The 22,834-nt window shown below is 51.8% G+C and carries 13 protein-coding genes; 3 read left to right on the top strand and 10 right to left on the bottom strand.

The features are described 5' to 3' along the window. Positions 1 to 21 precede the first annotated feature (21 nt). Positions 22 to 2,136 carry a RagB/SusD family nutrient uptake outer membrane protein gene (locus tag T500_RS0107760; RefSeq protein ID WP_028907642.1) on the top strand — a complete coding sequence of 705 codons (2,115 nt, stop codon included), beginning with the start codon at positions 22 to 24 and terminating at the stop codon, positions 2,134 to 2,136. A 98-nt stretch (positions 2,137 to 2,234) separates the two neighbouring features. Here the strand turns inward: T500_RS0107760 and T500_RS0107765 are convergent, their stop codons facing one another. The 10 genes from T500_RS0107765 to T500_RS0107810 form a co-directional block, all read right to left on the bottom strand. Then, a complete protein-coding gene (locus T500_RS0107765) occupies positions 2,235 to 5,048 on the bottom strand; it encodes a lipoprotein (protein WP_028907643.1) in 2,814 nt (937 codons plus the stop codon). Next, entirely contained in the window at positions 5,048 to 5,881 is an 834-nt protein-coding gene (gene rhaD, locus T500_RS0107770) for a rhamnulose-1-phosphate aldolase (RefSeq protein ID WP_036908833.1), read from the bottom strand. The genes T500_RS0107765 and rhaD overlap by 1 nt, the downstream gene beginning before the upstream one ends. Further along, positions 5,865 to 7,196, bottom strand: a complete 1,332-nt coding sequence (locus tag T500_RS0107775) for an MFS transporter (RefSeq protein WP_036908836.1) — start codon at positions 7,194 to 7,196, stop codon at positions 5,865 to 5,867. The genes rhaD and T500_RS0107775 overlap by 17 nt, the downstream gene beginning before the upstream one ends. A gap of 4 nt (positions 7,197 to 7,200) precedes the next feature. Beyond that, a complete protein-coding gene (locus T500_RS0107780) occupies positions 7,201 to 8,631 on the bottom strand; it encodes an arabinose isomerase (RefSeq protein ID WP_028907646.1) in 1,431 nt (476 codons plus the stop codon). Positions 8,632 to 8,645: 14 nt separating this feature from the next. Continuing rightward, entirely contained in the window at positions 8,646 to 10,130 is a 1,485-nt protein-coding gene (locus tag T500_RS0107785; protein WP_028907647.1) for a rhamnulokinase, read from the bottom strand. After that, entirely contained in the window at positions 10,123 to 11,442 is a 1,320-nt protein-coding gene (locus T500_RS0107790; RefSeq protein ID WP_028907648.1) for a glycoside hydrolase family 28 protein, read from the bottom strand. The genes T500_RS0107785 and T500_RS0107790 overlap by 8 nt, the downstream gene beginning before the upstream one ends. Before the next feature lie 122 nt (positions 11,443 to 11,564). Then, on the bottom strand, positions 11,565 to 14,261 hold the full coding sequence (locus T500_RS0107795) for a sugar-binding domain-containing protein (RefSeq protein WP_028907649.1): 2,697 nt from the start codon (positions 14,259 to 14,261) through the stop codon (positions 11,565 to 11,567). Between the two features lies 1 nt (position 14,262). Next, the gene (rhaM, locus tag T500_RS0107800; RefSeq protein WP_028907650.1) at positions 14,263 to 14,580 is read right to left on the bottom strand and encodes an L-rhamnose mutarotase; all 318 of its coding nucleotides are present in this window, start codon (positions 14,578 to 14,580) and stop codon (positions 14,263 to 14,265) included. A 14-nt stretch (positions 14,581 to 14,594) separates the two neighbouring features. Then, the gene (locus T500_RS0107805) at positions 14,595 to 16,274 is read right to left on the bottom strand and encodes a rhamnogalacturonan acetylesterase (protein ID WP_028907651.1); all 1,680 of its coding nucleotides are present in this window, start codon (positions 16,272 to 16,274) and stop codon (positions 14,595 to 14,597) included. Position 16,275: 1 nt separating this feature from the next. Then, positions 16,276 to 17,247: an aldo/keto reductase gene (locus T500_RS0107810; RefSeq protein WP_028907652.1), complete on the bottom strand. Its 972-nt coding sequence runs from the start codon at positions 17,245 to 17,247 to the stop codon at positions 16,276 to 16,278. A 172-nt stretch (positions 17,248 to 17,419) separates the two neighbouring features. Between T500_RS0107810 and T500_RS0107815 the strand changes: the two genes are divergently transcribed. Together T500_RS0107815 and T500_RS0107820 are read left to right on the top strand one after the other, a co-directional pair. After that, positions 17,420 to 19,681 carry a glycosyl hydrolase 115 family protein gene (locus T500_RS0107815; protein WP_155267478.1) on the top strand — a complete coding sequence of 754 codons (2,262 nt, stop codon included), beginning with the start codon at positions 17,420 to 17,422 and terminating at the stop codon, positions 19,679 to 19,681. Between the two features lie 3 nt (positions 19,682 to 19,684). After that, positions 19,685 to 22,816: a DUF6250 domain-containing protein gene (locus T500_RS0107820; protein WP_036908841.1), complete on the top strand. Its 3,132-nt coding sequence runs from the start codon at positions 19,685 to 19,687 to the stop codon at positions 22,814 to 22,816. The last annotated feature ends 18 nt before the right edge of the window (positions 22,817 to 22,834 follow it).

The following is a 22,834-nucleotide window of genomic DNA, read 5'->3' on the forward strand; positions in this document are numbered from 1 at the left end:
ATCAAATAATTGATTATCGATATGAAAAAGATATATAGTATGTTATTTGCTGCCGCTGCCATCAGCTTCGGCGCAACCTCCTGCTCCGACTTCCTGGACGAGGACAACAAGACCGGTGAGACTGCCGACCTGGCCTACAACACCGTTTCGGGTATCGACGGACTCATCCAGTCGGCTTATACCTACACACACGGTTGGTGGGGTAAGGAGCCATCACTGGGTCTTGCAGAAATGGGCTCAGACCTGTTCTACTTTGGCTACGACAACAAGCAGAAGTCGATGCTGAAATACGATATCTCTGCCGAGGCTCTTGGTAGCAACGTAGCCGACAACCCCTGCTTGGACGAGTACTGGGAGATGTTCTACGCTGGCGTGGATGTATGTAACAACGCCCTGAAGTATGTGCCCGAGTGCAGCGTGATCGATGACAACAAGAAGGCTGCCTACCTGGCCGATGCCTACTTCCTGCGCGCACTCTACTACTCACAGATGGTAGCCATGTGGGGCCCAATCCCTTACAATGCCGAGCCTATCAACGCGATTAACAACAATCCTGTTCGTGTGCCCGAGGCTGAGGTTTATGGCAACATCCTGGCCGACCTGAAGCAGGCCATGGACAACTATAAGAAGGCAAACATCATGGATGGCAAGTCGGCCACTGCCGATGGTCGTGCCTACTACTATTCTGCCGAGGCCCTCTATGCCCGCGTAGCCCTCTACGCTGCATCTTGGTTGGGTGCCAATGCCGTCAGCGGTTATGGCAATCTCTATACCGAGGCTCTGAATGCTGCCAATGATGTGATCAACAACTCTGGCGCGAAGTTCTACAGCCGTTTCAGCGACACTTGGAATATGAACAATGAAGAGGCAACCACCAATACCGAGAACCTCTTTGCCGTTCACTACTCTAACGACCTGAACGCCGGTCGCGACAACTGCGTACCTTACCGTTTCTCAAGCGGTGGCACAGGCAACTTCAACTCACTCATCACCCGTACCGGTTATGGTCGTAACGGTGGTAGTGCCTCACTGCTGATGTTCGTATCACTCTGGAACAACGGTTGCGACGATATCGGTCCTAACGGACAGAAGAACAACTCTATCTTCTTCCGTATGGCAGCCGGTAAGACCACCATCAAGAGCAAGAGCACAGGTAAGGATGTTGAGGTAGGTAAGTACTACTCTCCTTACGGCCGTGGCTTCACCCGCTACCTGCCTTCACTCTATCTCTGGCAGATTCTGGATGAGATCAAGGGTACCGACCAGCGTTACAATGGCACCCTGCTCACCGAATATCGCGTACATCCCGACCTGGCTGGCAATGCTGCCAACTATCCTAAGATGGCCGATCAGACTTACAAGACCTACGACGAGGCTTACGCTGAGGATGGTAACTACTTCAACGGGGGTGTGATTGGTATCCAGTACGCCCTGATGGATGGTAACTCAGCCGAGGGTCAGGCTCTGCAGGCCGAGGCCAAGGACAAGTATCGCTTGCAGTTCGCATTCGGTGGCGACATTCCTGTTTACACCTCTGGCGATCCTGCTACAGCCCTGCCTACCGAGGGTGGAAAGGCTAAGAGCGATGTATATGGCGACGCCCGCTACAAGAGCGAGAAGATTGAGGGTCGCCGCTCGTTCCCTGGCATCAAGAAGTTCCTTGATGATCAGTACGAAGAGGATTATCCTACCTTCGATATCTCACACCGCGACATCATGGTACTGCGCTTAGCCGAGATGTACCTGATTAAGGCCGAGGCTGAGCTGGCAACAGGCGGCGATGCCCTGAAGACCATCAACCAGCTGCGCGCAGCCCGCGCCATCGCTGGCAAGGACAATACCATCAGCGGTACCGTTACTATCGAGACTATCCTGAAGGAGCGCGCCATCGAGCTGTGCGGTGAGTACCAGCGCTGGTTCGACCTGAAGCGTACTCACACCCTGATCGACCACGTGAAGAAGTACAATGCCCAGGCCAGTGGCAACATTGCCCTGAAGCACTACTACCGTCCTATCCCACTCTCTGAGTTGGAGTCGGTTACCAACCGTGGCGATGTAGCTGTAACACAGGACGCTAACGGCGTACTGCAGTACAGCGCAACACAGGAAACCATGTGGCAGAACCCAGGTTATTAATCCATAATAACCCTCAAATAAAAAGTAGCTTTCCGAACATCGGGAAGCTACTTTTCGTTTATCAATAAGTTACTTTTTACTGATCAAAAAGTTACTTTTCAGGGCTGCAGGGTTACGGCCATCAAGCCGATGACCACATCGTTGGATAGCGTACGGATGGTGAGCGACTGCAAGCGTTTCTGCGCATTGAGCGGCATCTCTAACATCTGACCAGCACCACCGGGGATTTCTCTACCGTACTCACCACCAAGTTGGATGATGCTACCTAAGTTACGACTTACATCGCCCGTGCTGAAACAGACACGATACGGACGGGGCTGCGGCGCATTAAACGCCATGCCGTCCACATAGTAATCCTGCTCGATGGGGCACCAGTTATCTGGGTTGCGCAAGGCGAGCGTGTCGGCCGTACCGTCGGTATAGGTCACAATCACCAAGCCGTTGTCAATCCTGCTCTGCATGTGGTTGGTAGAACCAGCCATCAGCAGATAAGCCTTCTGAGCCTTGCCCTTCAAAGGGATGGTAACGGCATCGGGGTAGTTATCCCACAAACTGGTGTAGATGATATTCTGTCCCTTTTGCGGGGTACTGAAGGGGAAGCCAGCCATGTTAAACACACCGTTCACGATTTTGGTACGGAACACCGAGTCGTTAATCTCGGCTGTCTTCTTAGGATGGCACCACTCGCCAATGCCCTGAACGGGTATCTGCAACGTGGTGGTTTGAGGACGCGGACTGAGATATTGGTTCTTGAAGATATCAGTTACATTGGCATTGTAATACTTCGCAAGCTTAACGGGATTCAACTCCACATCATATTCAAGAACCTGCGTTTTGGCTGTTGAACCAACCACATCCTTGAACACGCCACCACCTAAGTTCTGACGGATGATGATTTGCAGGGGCTGACGGAAGTTCTGGGTGATTTCTACACGCACCTTACCATTCTTACGCGTGTACTTGTACGACAGGTAGGGCGTTTTTACGCTGGCACTATCCCACTCAGCAGGGAATCCTGGACGGATGATGCACTTGTCATCAAGCGCCTGGGGGATGATGCCAAACAAGCCCTGCAACAGCGTACGACTGCTGATGCCGATGCAATCACCAAAGTCGCGATAACACTCACCACGGGCCGCATCGTAATGACTAATCTGACCGAAGTTAGCAGGACTCTGTCCGTAATACATCTGATCCATGATGTTGGCCTTCATCAGCTGATAACCCTCGTCGGCACGTCCAGCCTCAAAGTAAGCCAACGCCGTGTGCATCACCTCGGCAGCAGCCACGTTATTAATACTCCAGCTGTAGGGCATCCAGTTGCTGGTGGCTATCGTTTGCAAACCCGACTGCTCCACGGGGATGTGCGGAATGTTACGGGTTACCCAGTCGGTAGCCTGGTAAGCCTGTTCGGGGGTGCAGGCACCACAATCGATGGGGGTATAGATGCTCCACACGGCAGGATTGTCGTGGGTGCGTTTCAAGCCCATGCCATCCTGATACTCGGCCCACACACCTGCTTTCGACAGCCACAAACGCTGGTTCATGGCCTGCAGGATAGCTTCGGCCTCATCACGATAGGGCTGCGCATCCTCGCCGATGATTTCAGCGATACGGGCAGCCAACTTGTTGCCGCGATAGTTGTAGGCCGAACTATGTGTAACGGCACCACCACTATAGTAGAGTGCATCGCTGGCCCAGATGCAGCAGTAAGCATCGTACAGATGGTCGCCATCGGCATCGTAGTTGCGTTTCTCCCATGCCAGATGCGACTTGAGTACAGGCCACATCTTACGCATATAAGCGGTGTCGGCATCGTATTGGAAGTGCCACAGCAGTTCGTCGATATAGTTCAGGTTCATATCGTAATGGTGCATCTGATCATTACGTTCAGGGTTTCGGCAGATGTAGCCATCGCTGTACATCTGCGTGCCCCAACGCTTCTCAGCACGCGCCATGTTTAACGTTGAATCCTGCGAGGGATGCGGGATGGTGGCAGGCACATTGGTTACCTGACTCTTGGCGTAGGCATCGAAATGACTCACCGCCCTATCCTGCCAACCTAACACATCGCCCAAGTAACCGGCACGCCAACCAGCCAGCGGCATACGCCAACCTATGCAACCATGCAACCATGTTTGTCCGTCCCAATCGCCATCAGCAGCCAGCACCAGGGCACCACCTAAGGTATTGATGTAGGCATCGGGGGTAGTAAACTGTATGCGCGCAGCCAACTGCTCGTAATACTGCTGGGCAGCGGCAAACTGCTTGGCACCATCGGCAGCCGCCAGCGGTTTCATCACGTTCACATCCACCAGCATGTAAGCCGTGTTGCCATCCAGCGCCACTTCGGCAGTTTGCAGCACCTCGCCTTTGGGTTCCAGCACGCCTGGCTTATCGGCACCGATATCGCCATTGCGACTGAGCTTAGGCTGTGCAATCTCGCACACCAATGCCTTGATACGAGACCTGCCAGCCAATGCGGGTGACGAGAACTGCCAGATGGCCGCCTCGCTATCGGGCAAGGCAATGACACGGATAGTTAGCTGCGCCCCACCCCAGCCCGTAAACTGATAGGTGCGCTGACCATCTACATAGCTGGCCGTACAAGGACTCACCTGCTCCAGCGGATAGTCGATGCCATCCACCTGAGCCACTAGTCGTATGTTGCGATGATAGCCTTTCTTTACCACGGCAAAGATAGGGCGGTCGCTGGTTTCCAGGCGCCAATCGGTATGACTGCCGTAGAGAGCACGCGTGTAACGGTTGTTACCATCTGTACAAACAAAAGCGCCCCCCGCACCTGGCTGGTATTGCAAGGTGCGAGGAGCGGGTGTGCCATGGGTTTGGCACATAGCGGATAGCGGGACCATGCCCACTAGTCCGACTATAGCTATCTGTAGCTTATTCATTAGCAGGGGCGCTTCTTGGGCAGATTGAATGCGTCCTGCACTTCCTTCATCTGTGCGTCGGTCATGCCATCGGGCTCCGAACCCATCGACTTGGCACACATATAGATGTTGGCTGCCTTACAGAGCACGTCGGTCTGGTCGAAGGCATCCATGATATCGGTACCAACGGCCACGGTGCCATGCTTCTCCCACAGCACCACGTCGTGGGTCTTAATCTGCTCGAGTGTAGCCTCGGCCAGTGCTACCGATGATGGCATAGCGTAAGGTACAATACCGATGCCGAGTGGTGCAAATGCCAGTGTCTCGGGAATCATCGACCACAGCACGCGTGTCATCTCATCGCCCTTCAGGAAACGCTGGATATGACTCATAGCCACCAGCTCGATGGGGTGCGTATGCAGGGTAGCCTTGTAGGTAGAACCTGTCTCCAACAGATAGTTGTGCAGCGCCAGGTGTGTGGGCAGCTCCGAGGTGGGTGCCACGGGCTCGTCGGCAATAATCTCGTAGCTGGCGCAATCGTCACAGATACGGATGATACTGCCGTTCTGCATGGGCTGCTTTGCCAGGTCGCGCATACGCTTGCCAGTACCTTTGCAATAAAAATACTTACCCTTAAGCTGAGGCAGCGTCATACCAATCTGCTTCACAGGAGCGATGGCAGGCATCTGCTTGCAGGCATCGTCCATATACTCTGTTACGTTCACGGTAATGTTACCACCGTTACGCTCAGCCCAACCTTTCTGCCAAAGATAGCCTGTTACCTCGGCTATCTGGTCAACAACCGCTTTCAAACCTTCGCGGCCGTCCAAAATGCTATTAAACTGTTTCTCCATATCTTTCTTTTGTTATTTGTTCCAATGATTTACCACGGGTGTTAGGCATGCCGATGAGACCTACCACGAGCGATGCCAGCAGCAGGGCCACCATGCAGTAGGCAGCCAGTGTAAAGCCCTCGCCATTGTCGCCATAGATAAAGGTGAACACAAGTCCCCATACAGCCGAAAGGCCACGAACGATGAAGAACATCAGTCCCTGCGCACCGGCACGGAACTTGGCAGGGAACAACTCCGAGCCCCACAAGGCGTAGAACACCTGTACCGAACTACCGTTGTTAACACCCCACAGGATGGTGAACACCCAGATACCAGCGATGGTTGATACGCCACCACCGATGATGAGAATCCACGCCGTGAGTGCTGCAGCCAGGCCGAATACATAGAAGAAGCGGTGTGCCACCTTATCAACCATAAACGAGATGATAAACGTGGTAACCACCACAAACACCCAACTAATGCAACTCAGCATGTTGGCTGCCTCGTTGCTCAGTCCGCCAGCGGTCTCGTAGATGTGTGGCATAAAGAATCCCATCACACTGGCCACCAGGTTCCAGGTAAGGTAGATGGCTGCCAGGAAAGCTACTGTCTTCACAGCAATCTTATTGGTAAACAGCAGTTTGATGTTATCTACTATGCTGCTCTGGTCCTTCTCCTTGTTGGCGGTAAACTCGGCGCTCTCCTCCAGCTGGCGCTGCAGGTTCCAGGCGATGAAAGCTACAACAAATAGAGTTGCAAACACCACGCGTGATGAGAACACCTCGACAGCAGCCTGAGCCGCATCGGCACCGATGATATCGTGTGCGATGGCCTCGACCGGACCGTACAGATAACCGCCCGGCGCAAACAGCATACCGAACAGCAGGATGCACATCGGACCTACGCCCCACGACATCTGCGAGATACAGATGTTACGACCGCGGTTGTTCACCTCCGAACTCTCAGAGATGTAGGTCCACGAGGCGGGCACACCAATACCTACCGAGATACCCGTTACCAGGAATCCTGCCAGCAGCATGGGGAAGTTCATCGACAGCATGATGATGAGCACACCCGTCATATATACCAGCAGGTTGTAGGTAAAGATGAACTTACGACCGAACTTATCGGCCAGGAAACCACCGATGATAGCACCGATGGCGGCACCCAGCGCATTGGCACTGAGTGCGTTCAGCCAACCTAAGTGCATCTCGCTCAAACCCAAGTAGTTCTGCCACAGCGTTACGCCACTGGCACCAGCTACGATGGCACCTGCATCGAGATAGTTATTAAGAGACACAGCTAGCGTGCTCTTCAAACTTCCACTTTTAGCCATAATTCTATCTGCAAACTACGTCACACTCAATATTAAAGATCTTAGCCACCTTCAGGATGGTATCGATATGATGACCTACAGCAGCAGCCATGTGGTGGGTAGGACCAGCCTCGCTCCACTTGTTGACGAACTCGCGACAGCTCAGCGAGAACTTGGTGCGCATGTTGGTATCGCCGAAGGTAAAGATCTCACCATCTTCATTCACACCCTCAGCAACCACGAACTTGAATACGCCATTCTTGTCCTGTGTGATAGCCAGATAGGTAACAGGTCCCGTGGGAGGATAGAACTGGGTGAGGTATCCACCACCAGCCTTGCCGTGGAATACAGGCACAATCTTCATGGTTGGCTTCTTGGCCTGAGAGATATCAAAGTCGCCAGAGCCTGAGTGACCGATGATACAGATATCCTTGGGGAAGTCGATAGAGTACATCTCGGCCAGTGTGCCTGTACCAGAGATAGTCTTCAGAAGCGACATGGCCATAGCCACCTTCATGTCACCCTCAACGGCACAAGCGGTATGCTGCTTGATGAGCATAGAGAAAGCAGGAATCAGCATCGAGTCGAGTTTGCCGGCAACACCCTGTGCAAAGCCATCGTAGTGCGAGGCAATCATACCCAGTTTTTCGTCCTTTACCCACTGTTCAAAGGCTACTACATATTTGGCCATATCCCAAACCTTCTCGATAGTACCACCACCCTCGATATCGAAGGTTGCCAGAATATCCTCAGCCTTGGCACGGATGGCAGCCTCGTCGGTAATATTGTCGGCAATAGCCCACATCTTCTCCCAATCGAACTGCTTGGTATAAACAAACATACGATGGTAGAGGTTGGTCTCATCGATATAAAGATCCATCATACCAGGATATGGACGACCGATCTGAGCGATGTTGGTATCACGGAAACGACGACGTACCTGAGCAGCACGGCACCAGTCCTCAATCTCAGCCAGACAAGCAGGGTCGCCGCCCTCAACAACTCCTGTAATCACAGCCGAGCGCTTTCCGGCACGATTCAGGTCGGCCACCATCTCACCGATGGCACCGCAGGCATAAAGTTCTCCCAACCATGTGGGGATATCGGTCTTAGCATAATCGGGTGCCAACTTCTTCTGCAGGTTCACAATCACAACAGGTACGTCGAGGTCGCGAACGGCAGGCAACATATTATAAGAGGTGCAATAGGTGAGCATCTGCAGGATGACGAGATCAACATCTGCTGCGCGGAACTTATCACCTGCAGCCATCGACTGCTCCTTGGTGGTTACCATACCACCATCGATAATCTCGATGGTATCGGGCAGTGTTTTCTTGAATGCCTCATACTGTGCTTCGAACTCAGGAACGAGCTGAGGGAACTGTGGCAGGTAAGCCTGAAGGGCTATACTGAATACACCTACCTTTGCTTTAGTTTCAACTAATGGTTTTGCCATAATTCTGTTTGTTTTTATTTATTATTCGTTATTCTCAAATATTTCTCATAAGCCTCATCCCAAGCAGCCTTATCTGCTGCTTCGTACTTCACCAGATCAAGACTGTTGGCAATGATGCGGCGCATCTCCCAGATATCTTTTACCAGTCCGGCAGCCTGGGCCTGCAGCATGATGTTGCCGATGGCGGTACCCTCTTGCGGACCGGCCAGTACGGTTGCACCGGTGGCGTTGGCGGTAAACTGGTTCAGATACTTGTTCAAACTGCCACCACCAATCACGTGCAGTGTCTTTAATTCGAATGGAGCAAACTCCTGCAGCCACTGGAACACCTGCTTGTAACGCAAAGCCAGCGAGTCGAAGATACAACGACAGATTTCGGCCGGTGTTTCGGGCACAGGCTGATGGGTGTCGCGACAGTACTGCTGGATGGCACCAATCATGGATTTGGGCGATGCAAACAGCTGGTCGTCGGGGTTGATAATTGAGCGGAATGGCTCAACCTGCATGGCCGAACCCTGCAGCTCGGGATGCGACAACTTGCGCACCTCGTCGGGCCACTCCAGTCGGCAGCGCTCGTATAGCCACATACCACAGATATTCTTCAGGAAACGGGTGGTACCCTCTACACCGCCCTCGTTGGTAAAGTTGCGATCGTACGAGAGGTCGTTGATGATGGCATCCTTGGTCTCGATACCCATCAGGCTCCAGGTGCCACTGCTCAGGTAGGCAAACTGCTCGTTCTTGGCAGGCACGGCTGCCACAGCCGAACCGGTGTCATGACCAGCCACAGCTATCACGGGCACAGCGCCCAGTCCGGTCAGCTGCTGCACCTCTTCAGTCAGCACACCAATCCGGGTGCCAGGCATCACCATCTTGCCAAACTTACCGCGGTCTAATCCTACCGATGCCAGCAGGCGCTCGTCGAGCTGCTTGGTACGTGGGTCGAGCAACTGCGAGGTAGATGCGATAGTATATTCGCAAACGGCCTCGCCCGTCAGCATCCAACTCAGTGCATCGGGCACAAACAGTATCTGCTTGGCGTGCTTCAGCGCGCTGTTATCCTCCTTGCGCATGGCGTAGAGCTGGAACAGCGAGTTAAAGAACATAAACTGTATGCCTGTTACATCATACACCTCTTTCTTTGTAACGACGTTCTGCAGATAATCGTCCATCGCCTCGAAGGTGATGGGGTCGCGGTAGGCACGCGGATTACGCAGGATGGCGTTATCCTCGCCTATCATCACAAAGTCGACACCCCAGGTATCGATACCGATGCTCACGATATCCAGTCCGCGGCATGCCACCTCTTTCAGGCCCTTGATAATCTCGAAATACAGGGCGTAGATATCCCAGTAGTAATGACCGCCCTGCACAATCAGGTTATTGGGAAAGCGGGTCACCTCTTCCAGTTCGAATTTGTTATCGTTGATACGGCCGATAATGGTTCGACCGCTGGTAGCACCAAGGTCTACCGAAAAAAAGTATTTTTGATTATTCATATATCATATGTTGTAGTTGTTCTTTCGAAACGGGGTTCTTGGCAAAGGCCAATGGCTTGCCGTCGATGGTAAAATCTACCAGTTTGTACTTATCCGATGTCTTCACGTCGTAAGGCGTCGGGGTTTCCACCTGGATGTTTCGCATCACAATGTTGTTGCATCTCGAAAGCGGCATGTCGTCGCGCTGCTCGGGCTTAAAGAATTGGGTCCAGGGGTGGATAAACAAAAAGCGCTTGCAGTGACCGGTGATGTTCTCAACCAGCACATACTCGTAGTGCTGCGGCGTGTCGGGACGCATTTTCAACCACAGCACACGGTCGGCACGCTCGGTGTAGCAGTTGCGCAGAATCACGTTGCGGTCGTGCAGCGACTCCGAACCCAGCGTCAGGCAGCCGTGTACCTTTCCGTAGTGACAGTTCTGAATCAGTATGCGCTCGCAATCGCCGTTGGTCTCGTCCTTGTCGGCCCAGGTTCCCTTACCGCCTTTCAGCACCACGGCATCATCGTTCACGTGCATATAGCAGCCGTTGATGAGCACATCGGTGCAGGCGTCGATATCGATGGCATCGCTCGATGGCGCGCCACGTGTGGGGTCGGGCTCCCAGATATTCTCGGTGGGGGCATAGATGTAGCAATCCAGATAGCGCACGTGGTTGCTCTTGTACACATGGTTAGTCCAGAAGGGCGAGTTAACCAGATGCACATCCTGAATGGTGACGTTTGTTGAGTTCGACACATAGGTGAGTCGTGGGCGCTGCGCATCCTTGTTGGTACACTGGGGATTCCACTTGCGACGAATCCAGAACTCCTGCCAGTAGTTCAGTCCGTTACCATCGATGGTACCCTTACCACTGATGGTAAAACCGTCCAGTCCGTCGGCATTCACCAGGGCACAGAAGTAGGTGCAGGTTTCGCCCTCGATACGGGTCTTGATATAGGGAAAATCGATGATGCGATCGGAGCCCTTCAATCGTCCGATTACATGCAGGTGCGTACCCTGCTTAAAGAACAAGGCGCCTGTAAGGAAAGTGCCCTCGGGGATAACCACCACGCCACCACCCTCTTGGGCAGCACGGTCGATGACAGCCTGGATGGCCTTGGTCTGCACCACGGTAGAATCGCAACGCACACCAAAGTCGGTAATCACATACTGCTTACCCAGCTTAGCCACATCAACTTTAGTAGTATCCTTAAACCACGCGTCCATCACGGTCTGGTCGGGCCAAACCTCAACGGCGGCTTTCTTCTTGGGTTTTGCAACTCCCGTAGCAACCAGCGCCACGGCAAGCAACAAGAGCACTATTCTTCTCATTTTTCAGTTATTTGTTTTAATCGCCTACAAAATTACGGATTATTTCCGAATTAGCAGCGATACAAATTGTACTAATTGCTATCTTATCGTACGGATTTAGTTATTTTTGGCGTACAATACGCTTAATTTAACTTAGGTTTCAGCTCGTCGGGACTCTCTTTCGTAAACATATCCACTCTGGGTGCCTCGCGCTCAAACAGGTGCTGAATCACCTCGGGTGCCACACGGATGGCGGGTTTGAAATCGTCCGATGCCATGTAGCGCAGTATGCTGTAACGCAACTGTCGGGCCACGGGTCGGCGGTCCAGATTGCGGGTAATGTCCATCGTGGTCATCAGCAGGCGGCCGTTCAGCACGCGCGCCTCTAACAGCATACCCAGTTTACGACTTACGTGCCAGGTATCGATGGGCTGCACGATGGGCTGATAATCGGCGGGGAACTCGGCCATATTGACGACCTGCGCACGGTTGGTCAACTCCCACCAGTTCAGGTTCTGCCAATCATCCGTTGGAAAATAGCGGAACACTGGATGGGTGTTCTGAATATAGGCACCTGTGGTATGCGGCGGACGCATCTTAAACCAAGACGTGTTCCAGAATACAGGCAGGTACGTGTGCTTTACATCGTTGCCGTAACGTATCTTGCCAGCAGCCGTCAGCAGCACATCGCCACCATCAGCCAGCACCTTCAGTGCCTTGGCATCCAGGGTATCTGTTTCATATACCTTAGTAGCAATTTCTGTCTGCTGCTGGGGATAAACCCAGAAGTCCCACTGGTTGCAGGCCTGTCCGTTGATGGCCACCTGCAGGGTGAGCTTGGTTGGCTGCTGATAAGCGGCCAAATCTATCTGTACCTTACCTAATTCGGTATTCTTGCCGAGTGGAATGGTGGTTGCAGGCAACGTACCTGTATGGTCGGCTATGCGCCATGTTACCTGGGCATCGCGCAAGGCACCAGCCGAGGCATTATACACCTCGATGGGCACCTCCAAACGCTCGTTGTTAGTATACACAAACTTTGGGAACTTAGCCAATGGTACTACTGGCGAGCAGAACTGTGTCCATTCTTCCTGATTACAATAGCCCTTCTCCAGCCAATGCACATTCAGCACACCCACCAGGGCCGTACCCTGACCCGAATAGTCGTTCAGGCCCAACAGCTGGAAACCGGCATAATCCTTAGTGCGCAGATTGCGCTCTATCTCGTATTTATAACACAGCGTCTGCAACCGTCCGCTGGCCTGCAGGAATTTCTCAGCCTGACTGGCCATACCGTTATCAGAAAGCAAATCGCGGAATATCTCAAAGTTCTTGGCTTTATAAGCACCAGTATATTGTGGTATCTCCTTAAAATCGGGGAAGGCGCACCACTGACCCTGTTCGTGGGCAATGATGGGTGAATTATTAGGCTCCTTACCTTTGTAATTTCTAGGATATTGCAACTGCTGATAGTAGTCGTCATCGCTGTGTGGCGCATGCTTATCCCAATCCAGTCCGCGAGCACCAGCCTTTACGTGATACTCCGAGCCATCATCCCAAGCCCAGCCGCCACCAACCGAAGCACCGCAGTACAGTCGGGTTGGGTCGTAGGCCTTCATCTGCTTCACCCACTCGTTGCAGTAGGGCACCCAGTTGCCTGCAGGCTCGTTGCCAGCTGCCATCATACAAAATGATGGGTGATGACCATACTCGTCAATCATACGCTTACCTTCGTCTATCAGATACTGATCGATAGCCATACCATTGCGCAACTTTACGCCATGGTTGGGCCACGACGGTCCCTCGGGCTGCAGATACAATCCCAGTCGGTCGGCCACAGCAAAAGCTGCCTCTGGTGGACAATACGAATGGAACCTGATGTGGTTGATACCCCATGCCTTGCACTGCCCCAGCACACGCTCCCACGAGGCTTCGTCCGTTGGCGGATAACCCGTTTCGGGGAAACAGCAGTTGCCCACCGTACCACGCAGGTACATGGGGTAGTTGTTAATCAGCATGCGGACGCCGTCAATCTTCAACTCGCGCAGACCGAACGTTACGTTCACTGGCATGCCCTGATAGTTTACGGTACGGGCGTATAGCTGCGGGTGGAACTCGTCCCAGCGCACGGTGTCCTTACCCAAAGGCAGACGATAGGTGGCTTCGTTGATGGTGATAGTCACCATACCGTTGGCGATATCGGGTACCACACGCTTGCGCCAGATGTTCGGGCCCTGTCGCAGTTCTATCTTACCTACGATACCGTTCCAGTTGCCTTGCGTCTGGTCAGTCACGCTGTGCGAATCCTGCCCTACGCACACGTTCTCAATACCATTATACACCTGGATGGTAAGCTGGTTGGGCTTGCCATATATGATATAAGGTGTAACATCGTACACATGGGGTGCCGAGAGCGACTGCTGGTGCCCTACCCTCCTACCATTCACTAATACCGTTGTCTCGATATGCGGGCGCTCCAGATACAGCATTACAGGCTTGCCTTTCCATCGTTTGGGCACCATCACCGTGCGCTCATACCAGGCATTACCCACGTAATGCTTGTCGGGGGTAAGGAAGAACGGGAACTTCATCTGCCCTGCCTGGCGATAACGCGCCATGTAGGGATTAAAATAGAACGATGAGTCGTAGAGCGAACTGGTCCACTTAGTGTTCACGGTCACCTCGTCGCCCTTGCCGTTTGTCAGCATCGAACCGGGCAATCGTACCACACCTGTTTCGCGTTCGCTACGGAACTGCCACTCGCCACTCAGATCGATATGCTGCTGGGCCAGTGCGGGTAACACCAGCATCAACAGACAGCCCATTAACTTCAGTTTCATATCAGTCGAGATGGAACACCTCCTGCAGAGGCTTGGTTACAGGCGAGTTGTCGGGGTTCACGTCCATGATATCGGCCATCATATCCCACCATTTCTGGGTGATGGGATCCACGTTGTCGGTATCCTGCGAGTTACCCTCGCCCGAACACTCCTGATAGCCAAACAGTATGTTGGTTTCCTTGTCCCAATAAATGCTGTAGTTGCTCACACCGCCGTCCTTAATCATCTTTACCAGTTCGGGCCAGATGGCAGCATGTCTACGCTTGTATTCCTTTTCGCAACCGGGTTTCAGTTGCATCTTAAATGCAAATCGTTTCATTTGGTTTTACGTTATTATTTCTTCTTTAGGTACTTTGCTAATGCACTATTGTTGGCGCGCAGGCCCTTGGCCACACACTGGGCGTTGGTTTTGGCACCCAGCAGCGATGTGTGGGTATGGTCCTGCTTAAAATATATCTCAGCCTTGGCCTTGCTACCACATTTCCTGTCGTAGAAGTCGGCTGCCAGATTGTGCAGATCCACAAACTCTACACCCGTTTCTTTTACCACCTGACGGTACCAGGCACCATACGAGTCGTTACGACGCTCAATCTTGCCATTCTCCCACTCGTTACGTGGGGTGAGCGATACCAGGATGGGGGTGGCACCCTTTTCGCGCACGTCCTGAATAAACTTCTTCAGATACCAGCCGAAGCTGTAAACCACCTCGTACGAACCTATCACCGCATTAGTCTTCAGCGTTTTATCAATAATGTTCTGCTTAGCCAAATCTTCCTTGGCAGCCTTCATCTGATATACGTGGCAGCTATCCAAACCAGTGGCAATGGCTGCACGATATTTGGGCGCATCAATAGCGCCCGTATCGTTATGTCCGAACTGGATGAGCACGAAATCGCCTGGCTGCAAGCTATTATACACCTGTTCCCAACGGCCCTCATTCAGATAGGTACGACAGCTACGACCTGCCTTGGCGGCATTCACAATACTGATTTTGTTTTCATCAAACACCGTATTGGCCACGGCGCCCCAGCCCCACATGCCGTCCTTATCCTTATCGGCATTCTTCACGGTGCTGTCGCCAGTGATGAATACCACGGGCTTGCCATCTGTACGATCCACCTGCCAGGTGTTCAGTTCCACGTTCTGCATCATCGCCTTCAGTGGGTTCAGCGCAGGGTTGTGGCTCGCCATCAGGCCCTCGGCAGCCGAACGGGCATTCATCATCGCACCGAAACGACTGGTGTGTATCTTATCCAAGAAGAAGTGGTAATCGGTTTTCCAGACACCATAGCTGTCCAGCTTTCGGCCCGATATCTCGTTCAGGTCGATAAAGGGCACGCCCTCTTCGGCAGCCACCTGCATCAGCCACTGGGTGTGGGGTTTGCGGATAATCTTACCGTTCTCGTCGTAGGCATTACGCGGGGTGAGCGACATCAGGATGGGGTTGCCGCCCTGCGCACGTACATCATTAATATACTTACGCATGTAGCCGCCGTAGGTATATACGGTTTCATGTTCGCCCGTTTCCTTAATCACCACGTTCAGCGAATCATCGCCCACGCCAGGAATACTGGCACGCGCGCGGCCCTCGTCGTAGGGGCCGTTATCGTTGTGCCCGATACTGATAATCACCCAGTCGCCAGGGCGGATAGCCTGCTTGATGGGTTGCCACAACTTGTTATAAAACGTACGGCTACTCATACCACCAAGTGCCTGATTCTCAACGGTTATCTTATCAGAATTAAAGTATTCATGCGCATAGTAACCCCAGCCCCACTGACCGTTGTTACCATTACCCAAGGTTCCCGTACGCATGGTTGAGTTACCGATCAGAAACAGCACAGGATTGTTACCCCTTCGGCTCGAACCTGGCACAGGACGTGCCGTCATCGCTTTGGCTATACTGTCGGGCGTATTATCAACCACCCCATTCACATCCTTGGGGGCCTCGGCCACCTGTGCCTGTGCACCCAGCGCGCAAGCCATCATGCATAATGTAAAAAATTTCTTCATCTTACAACACATCATCAAACGGGGCTGCACTTACGCACTTCAGGTTCTTCTCTAACTGAGATGTCGAGCTGGCACCTACCAATACCGATGTCACACCCTTTTGGTGCAGTACCCATGCCAATGCCATCTCGGCCATTGTCTCATCACGACTGGTAGCTATTTCGTTATATCTCTTCAGCTTGGCCAGCAACTCGGGTGTAAGCACCTCCTCCTTCAGGAACTTACCCTTCGACATACGACTGTCGGCAGGCACGCCATTCAGATAGCGGTCGGTCAGCAAGCCCTGCGCCAATGGCGAGAAAGCGATAAAGCCCACACCCTTCTCGGCACAGAAATCCAGAATGCCCGTTTCCATCGGCTTACGGTCAAGCATGCTCAGTCGGCCCTGATAAATCAGCAGGGGCACGTCGTGTGCCTTCAGATACTCGTAGCCAAACTTCAGCGGCTCCAAAGGCCAGTTCGAGATACCCACGTAGAGTGCCTTACCCTGGCGAACGATATCCACCAGTGCCTGCAGTGTTTCTTCGAGTGGTGTCTCGGGGTCGTAACGGTGACTGTAGAACAAATCCACGTAATCTATCTTCATGCGTTTCAGGCTCTGGTCCAGACTCGCCATCAGATATTTGCGGCTGCCCCAGTTGCCGTAAGGTCCAGGCCACATATCGTAACCAGCCTTGCTCGATATAAACAGTTCATCGCGATAAGGACGGAAGTCCTCATCCATCAGGCGTCCCATTGTTTCTTCGGCCGAGCCGTAAACAGGACCGTAGTTGTTAGCCAAGTCGAAATGGGTGATACCATGATCAAAGGCATAGTGCGTTATCTCACGACTGCGCTCATAGGGGTCAACACTACCAAAGTTATGCCAGAATCCCAGACTCACTTTTGGCAGCAACACACCCGAGCGTCCGCAACGCTCAAACTCCATCCCATTATCGTAGCGGTTCTTATCCGCAAAGTAATTTTCCTTCATAGATAGTTAATGTTTTAGTATTTTTGCTGCAAAGATAGCTATTTTTATGGAATAGTAAATAGGATTATCGTCCATTTTTGTACAAAATTGTATGTTTTCGGATAGTTTTCGAACTATACAACTATGTTTATATCTAAATTTGCACCATGAATTCAACTAAAACGTTATGAACATGAGAAGGCTACTTATTTTTGTTACGCTACAGTTATCACTCATGGCATTGCATGCCGAGGTGGTTTGGTTTGACGGGCAACACCCGATAACCTATTGTGCTCCAAAGAAAACAGAATCTGTGGTGATGACAGCCCTCGATATGTGGAAAAGTGACATGTTGCAGGTGACAGGTATGACACCTGTAGCCTCAACCAAAGCAACCATAAAACTCGTCCACGCCCCATCGTTGCCAGCCGATGGTTTTCGTATATACACTAATGGTAAACAGATTATCATCGAAGGCGGCAATGGGCGCGGCATGGCCTATGGGCTATTGGAATTATCTCGACTGGCAGGCGTATCGCCTTGGATATGGTGGGGCGATGTGGTGCCTGAAAAGAAGAATCGACTGGTGATGAATGATGATTTCGAAACCGAACAACACCCTAGCGTGGCATATCGTGGTATTTTCTTAAACGACGAGGACTGGAGTCTGCGCCTTTGGAGCCACAAGAACTTTGAGCCATCGGCAAAAAGCGAGATTGGCCCGAAGACTTATCGCAAGGTATTCGAGTTAATGCTTCGTCTGCGCGCCAACACCATCTGGCCCGCCATGCATCCTGGCACAACAGCCTTCTTCAAGATTCCTGGCGCTAAAGCTATCGCCGATTCGTGTGGTATGGTGATTGGCACATCGCATTGCGAACCATTACTACGCAATAATGTTGATGAGTGGAATACTGCAGAACGTGGTGCCTTTAACTACCGCACCAATCGCGAGCAAGTACACCAGTACTGGATAGAACGCCTGAAAGAGGTCAAGAAGTCAAAGGATAATATGTTTACCATCGGCATGCGCGGCATACACGACAGTTCGATGGAGGGCTACAAGACCGAACAGGAGAAATTTGACGGTCTGCAGCAGGTTATCAACGACCAGCAGGAACTACTGCGCCAACACGTAGGTAATCCAGCAAAACAAATGCAGGTTTTTGTGCCATACAAAGAGGTGCTACAATTATATGAAAAAGGATTACAGGTGCCCGACTACGTCACTTTGATGTGGTGCGACGACAACTATGGTTACATGACACGTCTGTCGAATGCCAAGGAGCAACAACGATCAGGCGGAGCGGGTGTATATTACCACCTAAGTTATTGGGGGCGTCCGCACGACTATCTTTGGCTCACAACCACCCAGCCTGGCCTTATCTATAACGAAATGCGTGAAGCCTATAATCACAACGTACGCAAACTATGGATAGTCAACGTACACGATCCCAAGGTAGCTGCCTACGATTTGGAGTTGTTCCTCGATTTAGCTTGGAACATCAACTGTGAAGATGGTCAAACACTCACCAAACACTTGGAGTCCTGGCTATGCCGACAGTTTGGCCAGGAAGCAGGTAAACGCCTACTACCTGTGATGCACGAGTTCTATCGCCTTTGTGGTGAGCGCCGACCAGAGTTTATGGGTTACACACAGGTAGAACTCGACAAAAAGAAATACCCCCGCGGACTCTCTGCTGTTGGCGATATTCCCCTTTCAGCTATCGAGGCAGCCCAGCGTCTGTCAGCATTCCAACACCTCAAGGCCGAAATTATGGCCATTCGTATGCTCGTTCGTTCTGAATTAAACGATGCATTCTTTGCTGCTATCGAGTATCCTGTATCTGCAGCCGCAGCTATGAGCACCAAGATTCTAAGTGATTCCATAGAAAGCCATCGCGCTTACGAAGAGATACAAGCACTTACCAAGCGATACAACGAGATGAACGGTGGCAAGTGGCGCCATCTGATGGATGCCGCCCCACGCAAACTGCCGGTATTTGATAACGTACATGCCCAACTTACTGGTGCCGACCAACCTTGCATCATGATGCTTAAAGCCGCTGATTACCAATCAGCCTCCAATGGCACACGCATCATCCAGATGTTAGGGCATTCTATGAATGCAGTAGCCATGCCAAAGGATGGGCATATGACATACGACATTATGATTGAAGATGAGGGAGATTACATATTGCAAACAGCCCTCATCCCTACCCAACCAAACGATGATGGCGACTTGCGATTCTGCGTAAGCGTTGATGATAGACAATCTGTGGTCTATTCATTCAAAGAGCCTTTCCGTTCTGAACGATGGAAGCAGAATGTTTTGAGCGGACAAGCTGTACGCAATACGAAAGTACATCTGCATCAAGGGCATCACACCATTACGGTGCGTGCCCTCGATAACCATATTGTTTTCGATCAACTACGTATATTCAAATCATTCTAACTTATGATAAAAAAGGAAACGATACTATTTCTATTGATGATAGCAGGTCTGACAGCCCACGCACAGTCAGGCCTTAACAAGCAGCAGTTTGCCAAATACTGGAAAATAGAATCAGAAGCTGCCGACTACCAGCTACATTTCAAGGGCGACACTTGCGAGATACTATCCCCCAAGGGATTAACGCTTTGGCGCAAGGAAAAGATGACTATCGGTACAACGGTAGAATATGATGCCTGCGTGATGGATGAGGGGAAAGCCGGCGACCGTCTGAGCGATATGAACAGCTTCTGGATGGCATCCGACCCTCATGCCAACGACCTTTGGAAAAGAGCAACATGGCGAAGTGGCATTTTTACCCGCTGCTACTCATTACAGATGTACTACTTGGGCTATGGTGGCAACCATAACACCACTACCCGATTCCGTAGATACAATGGCGATGAGGCAGGTATTGATGATGCCGCCAAACGCCCTGCTATTTTAAAGGAATATACCGACAAGCAGCATCTTTTGAAACCCAATCATTGGTATCACATCAAGATAGAGAGTACCACTACTGGTCGCACCCGCTTTTATATCGATGGAGAGTGCATCGTGGATTACCTCGACCCACAACCTCTCCACGAAGGATGGTTCGGATTCCGCACTACCCTCTCGCGAACGCGGATCACACATTTCAAATCCTATCCCACACCAGCTTACTCATACGCCACCACAGGTGTGCCCTTGCATTGGATAGGCCAAAAGCCCCAGGCTGCTATTCCTGTTAGCTTTGGTGTACCTTTTGCCCAAGGCGAGTTAAAGGACGTTTCGGCTTTGGCATTATCCAATAACACGCCCATTGATGCTTGGGTAAATGCCCGTTGGCCTGATGGTTCAATAAAGTGGGCTGGTGTTTCGGCTGTTATCCGCCAAGGCGAAAACTATACTATGGAATCTGGCAAGAAGCCACGTAAAAGCGGCCAAACGATGATAGCTTCAAACGATAACCAGCACATCGTAGTAAATACAGGCCGACTGATGGTTTCTATTCCTAAAAATGGCAACCATATCATCGATAGTCTGTGCCTGGAGGGCAAGAAGATTGGTGGCGCTGCCAAACTGATAGCCACCACGAACGATGCCACATTCTGCTCACAATTAACAAAGGTTGGAGTTGAACGTACAGGAGCTGTCTGCACCGTCGTCAAATTAGAAGGTAAGCACGCATCGGCAAACAATCGTTCATGGTTACCCTTTACACTACGTCTATATTTCTATACTGGCAGTGAACAGGTTCACATGGTGCATACCTTTATTTACGACGGCGAGGCTGAGAAAGACATGATCCGTTCGATAGGTGTGCAGTTTGATGTACCCATGCGCGAGGCGACCTACAACCGTCATATCGCATTTGCCACCGAGAACGGTATCTGGACAGAACCTGTTCAGCCACTTGATGGACGTAGAATACTCACCATCAATGGCGACAAGAAGAGAAATCTGCAAGCCGAACAGATGGCTGGCATGAGAATTCCTGAGGCCGACGCATTCGATGCCAACAACGCTTTCCTACTCGACCACTGGGCACAATGGGATAGCTACCGTCTGTCGCAGCTAACCGATAATGCATGGTCAATCCGTAAACGAGCCACCGCCGAAAGCCCTTGGATAGGCACCCTTACTGGTAGTCGTGCCACAGGCTATGCTTTTGTTGGCGATGTGAGCGGCGGACTGGGTGTATGCCTGAAAGATTTCTGGCAGTCGTACCCCTCAACCATCCAAATCAACAAAGCCCGCAGCAGCGAAGCCGAACTTACCATGTGGCTATGGAGCCCCGAGGCCGAGACGATGAACCTGTGCCACTACGATACGATTGCCCATGACCTACAGGCCAGTTACGAAGATGTGCAGGCGGGTATGAGTACGCCCTACGGCATTGCCCGCACCAGCACAATCACACTGATGACCTACGATAGCTATCCTGGCAAAGAGACACTCAGCCAGTCGGCACAAGCCTTGGCTGCCAACTATCGTTTGCTCCCCACACCCGAATACCTGCACCAGAAGCGCGCCTTTGGCATATGGTCGCTACCAAAAGACACCACCGATAAGGTAGAACAGCGACTAGATAGTTACATCAAGGCTTATCTGGGATACATCGAACGATATAAATGGTATGGATTCTGGAACTATGGCGACATCATGCACACCTACGACGATGAGCGCCAGGAATGGCGATACGATGTAGGCGGCTTTGCCTGGGACAACACCGAGTTGGCCACACCCATGTGGCTTTGGTACAACTTCCTGCGCACAGGCCGACAGGATATCTGGCGCATGGCCGAAGCGATGACCCGCCATTGCAGCGAGGTAGATACCTACCACATCGGACCATTTGCGCCGCTGGGTAGCCGTCATAATGTCACCCACTGGGGCTGCGGCGCCAAAGAGGCCCGTATCAGTCAAGCAGCATTTAACCGTTTTTATTATTACTTGACTACCGATGAACGTACAGGCGACCTGATGCGCGAACAGAAAGATGCCGATACCTTACTGTACCATCTGGACCCCATGCGATTGGCCGAGCCTCGCAGTCAGTACCCTTGTAACGCGCCAGCCCGACTGCGTATCGGCCCCGACTGGTTAGCCTACGCAGGCAACTGGCTGACGGAGTGGGAACGCTTTGGCGACACCAAATATCGCGAAAAAATACTTACCGGTTTGCGCAGTATAGCCGAGTTGCCAGATGGTATTTTTACAGGCAATCTGGCCAAGGGCTACGATCCTGCCACAGGCCGAATTACCTACGATGGCGCCCCCAAAGTACGCAGCACCAACCACCTGATGACTATCATGGGCGGTTTCGAGGTGATGAACGAGTTACTACCGCTCACACGTGAGGAAAAATTCGCTCACACGTGGAAAGATTTTGCCCGCCGCTATAAACAGATGTCGCACGATATTCGTCACAGCAATTTCCCAGTACGCCGTTTGGAAGCATATGCAGCTTGGCAGGATAGAGATCCACAGCGTACAGCAACCGTATGGGAAGCCCTATGGAAACACGGCGATAGCACATCTAACACCAACGATGCAGCCCTTTGGAGCCTTGATGCCATCTACATGCAGGAAGTACTACAACATAACAAATAGCAAAACTAATAAAAAAGG

Origin of the sequence: Xylanibacter ruminicola Ga6B6 (assembly GCF_000687715.1) — a bacterium.
Classification (GTDB): Bacteria; Bacteroidota; Bacteroidia; order Bacteroidales; family Bacteroidaceae; genus Prevotella; species Prevotella ruminicola_B.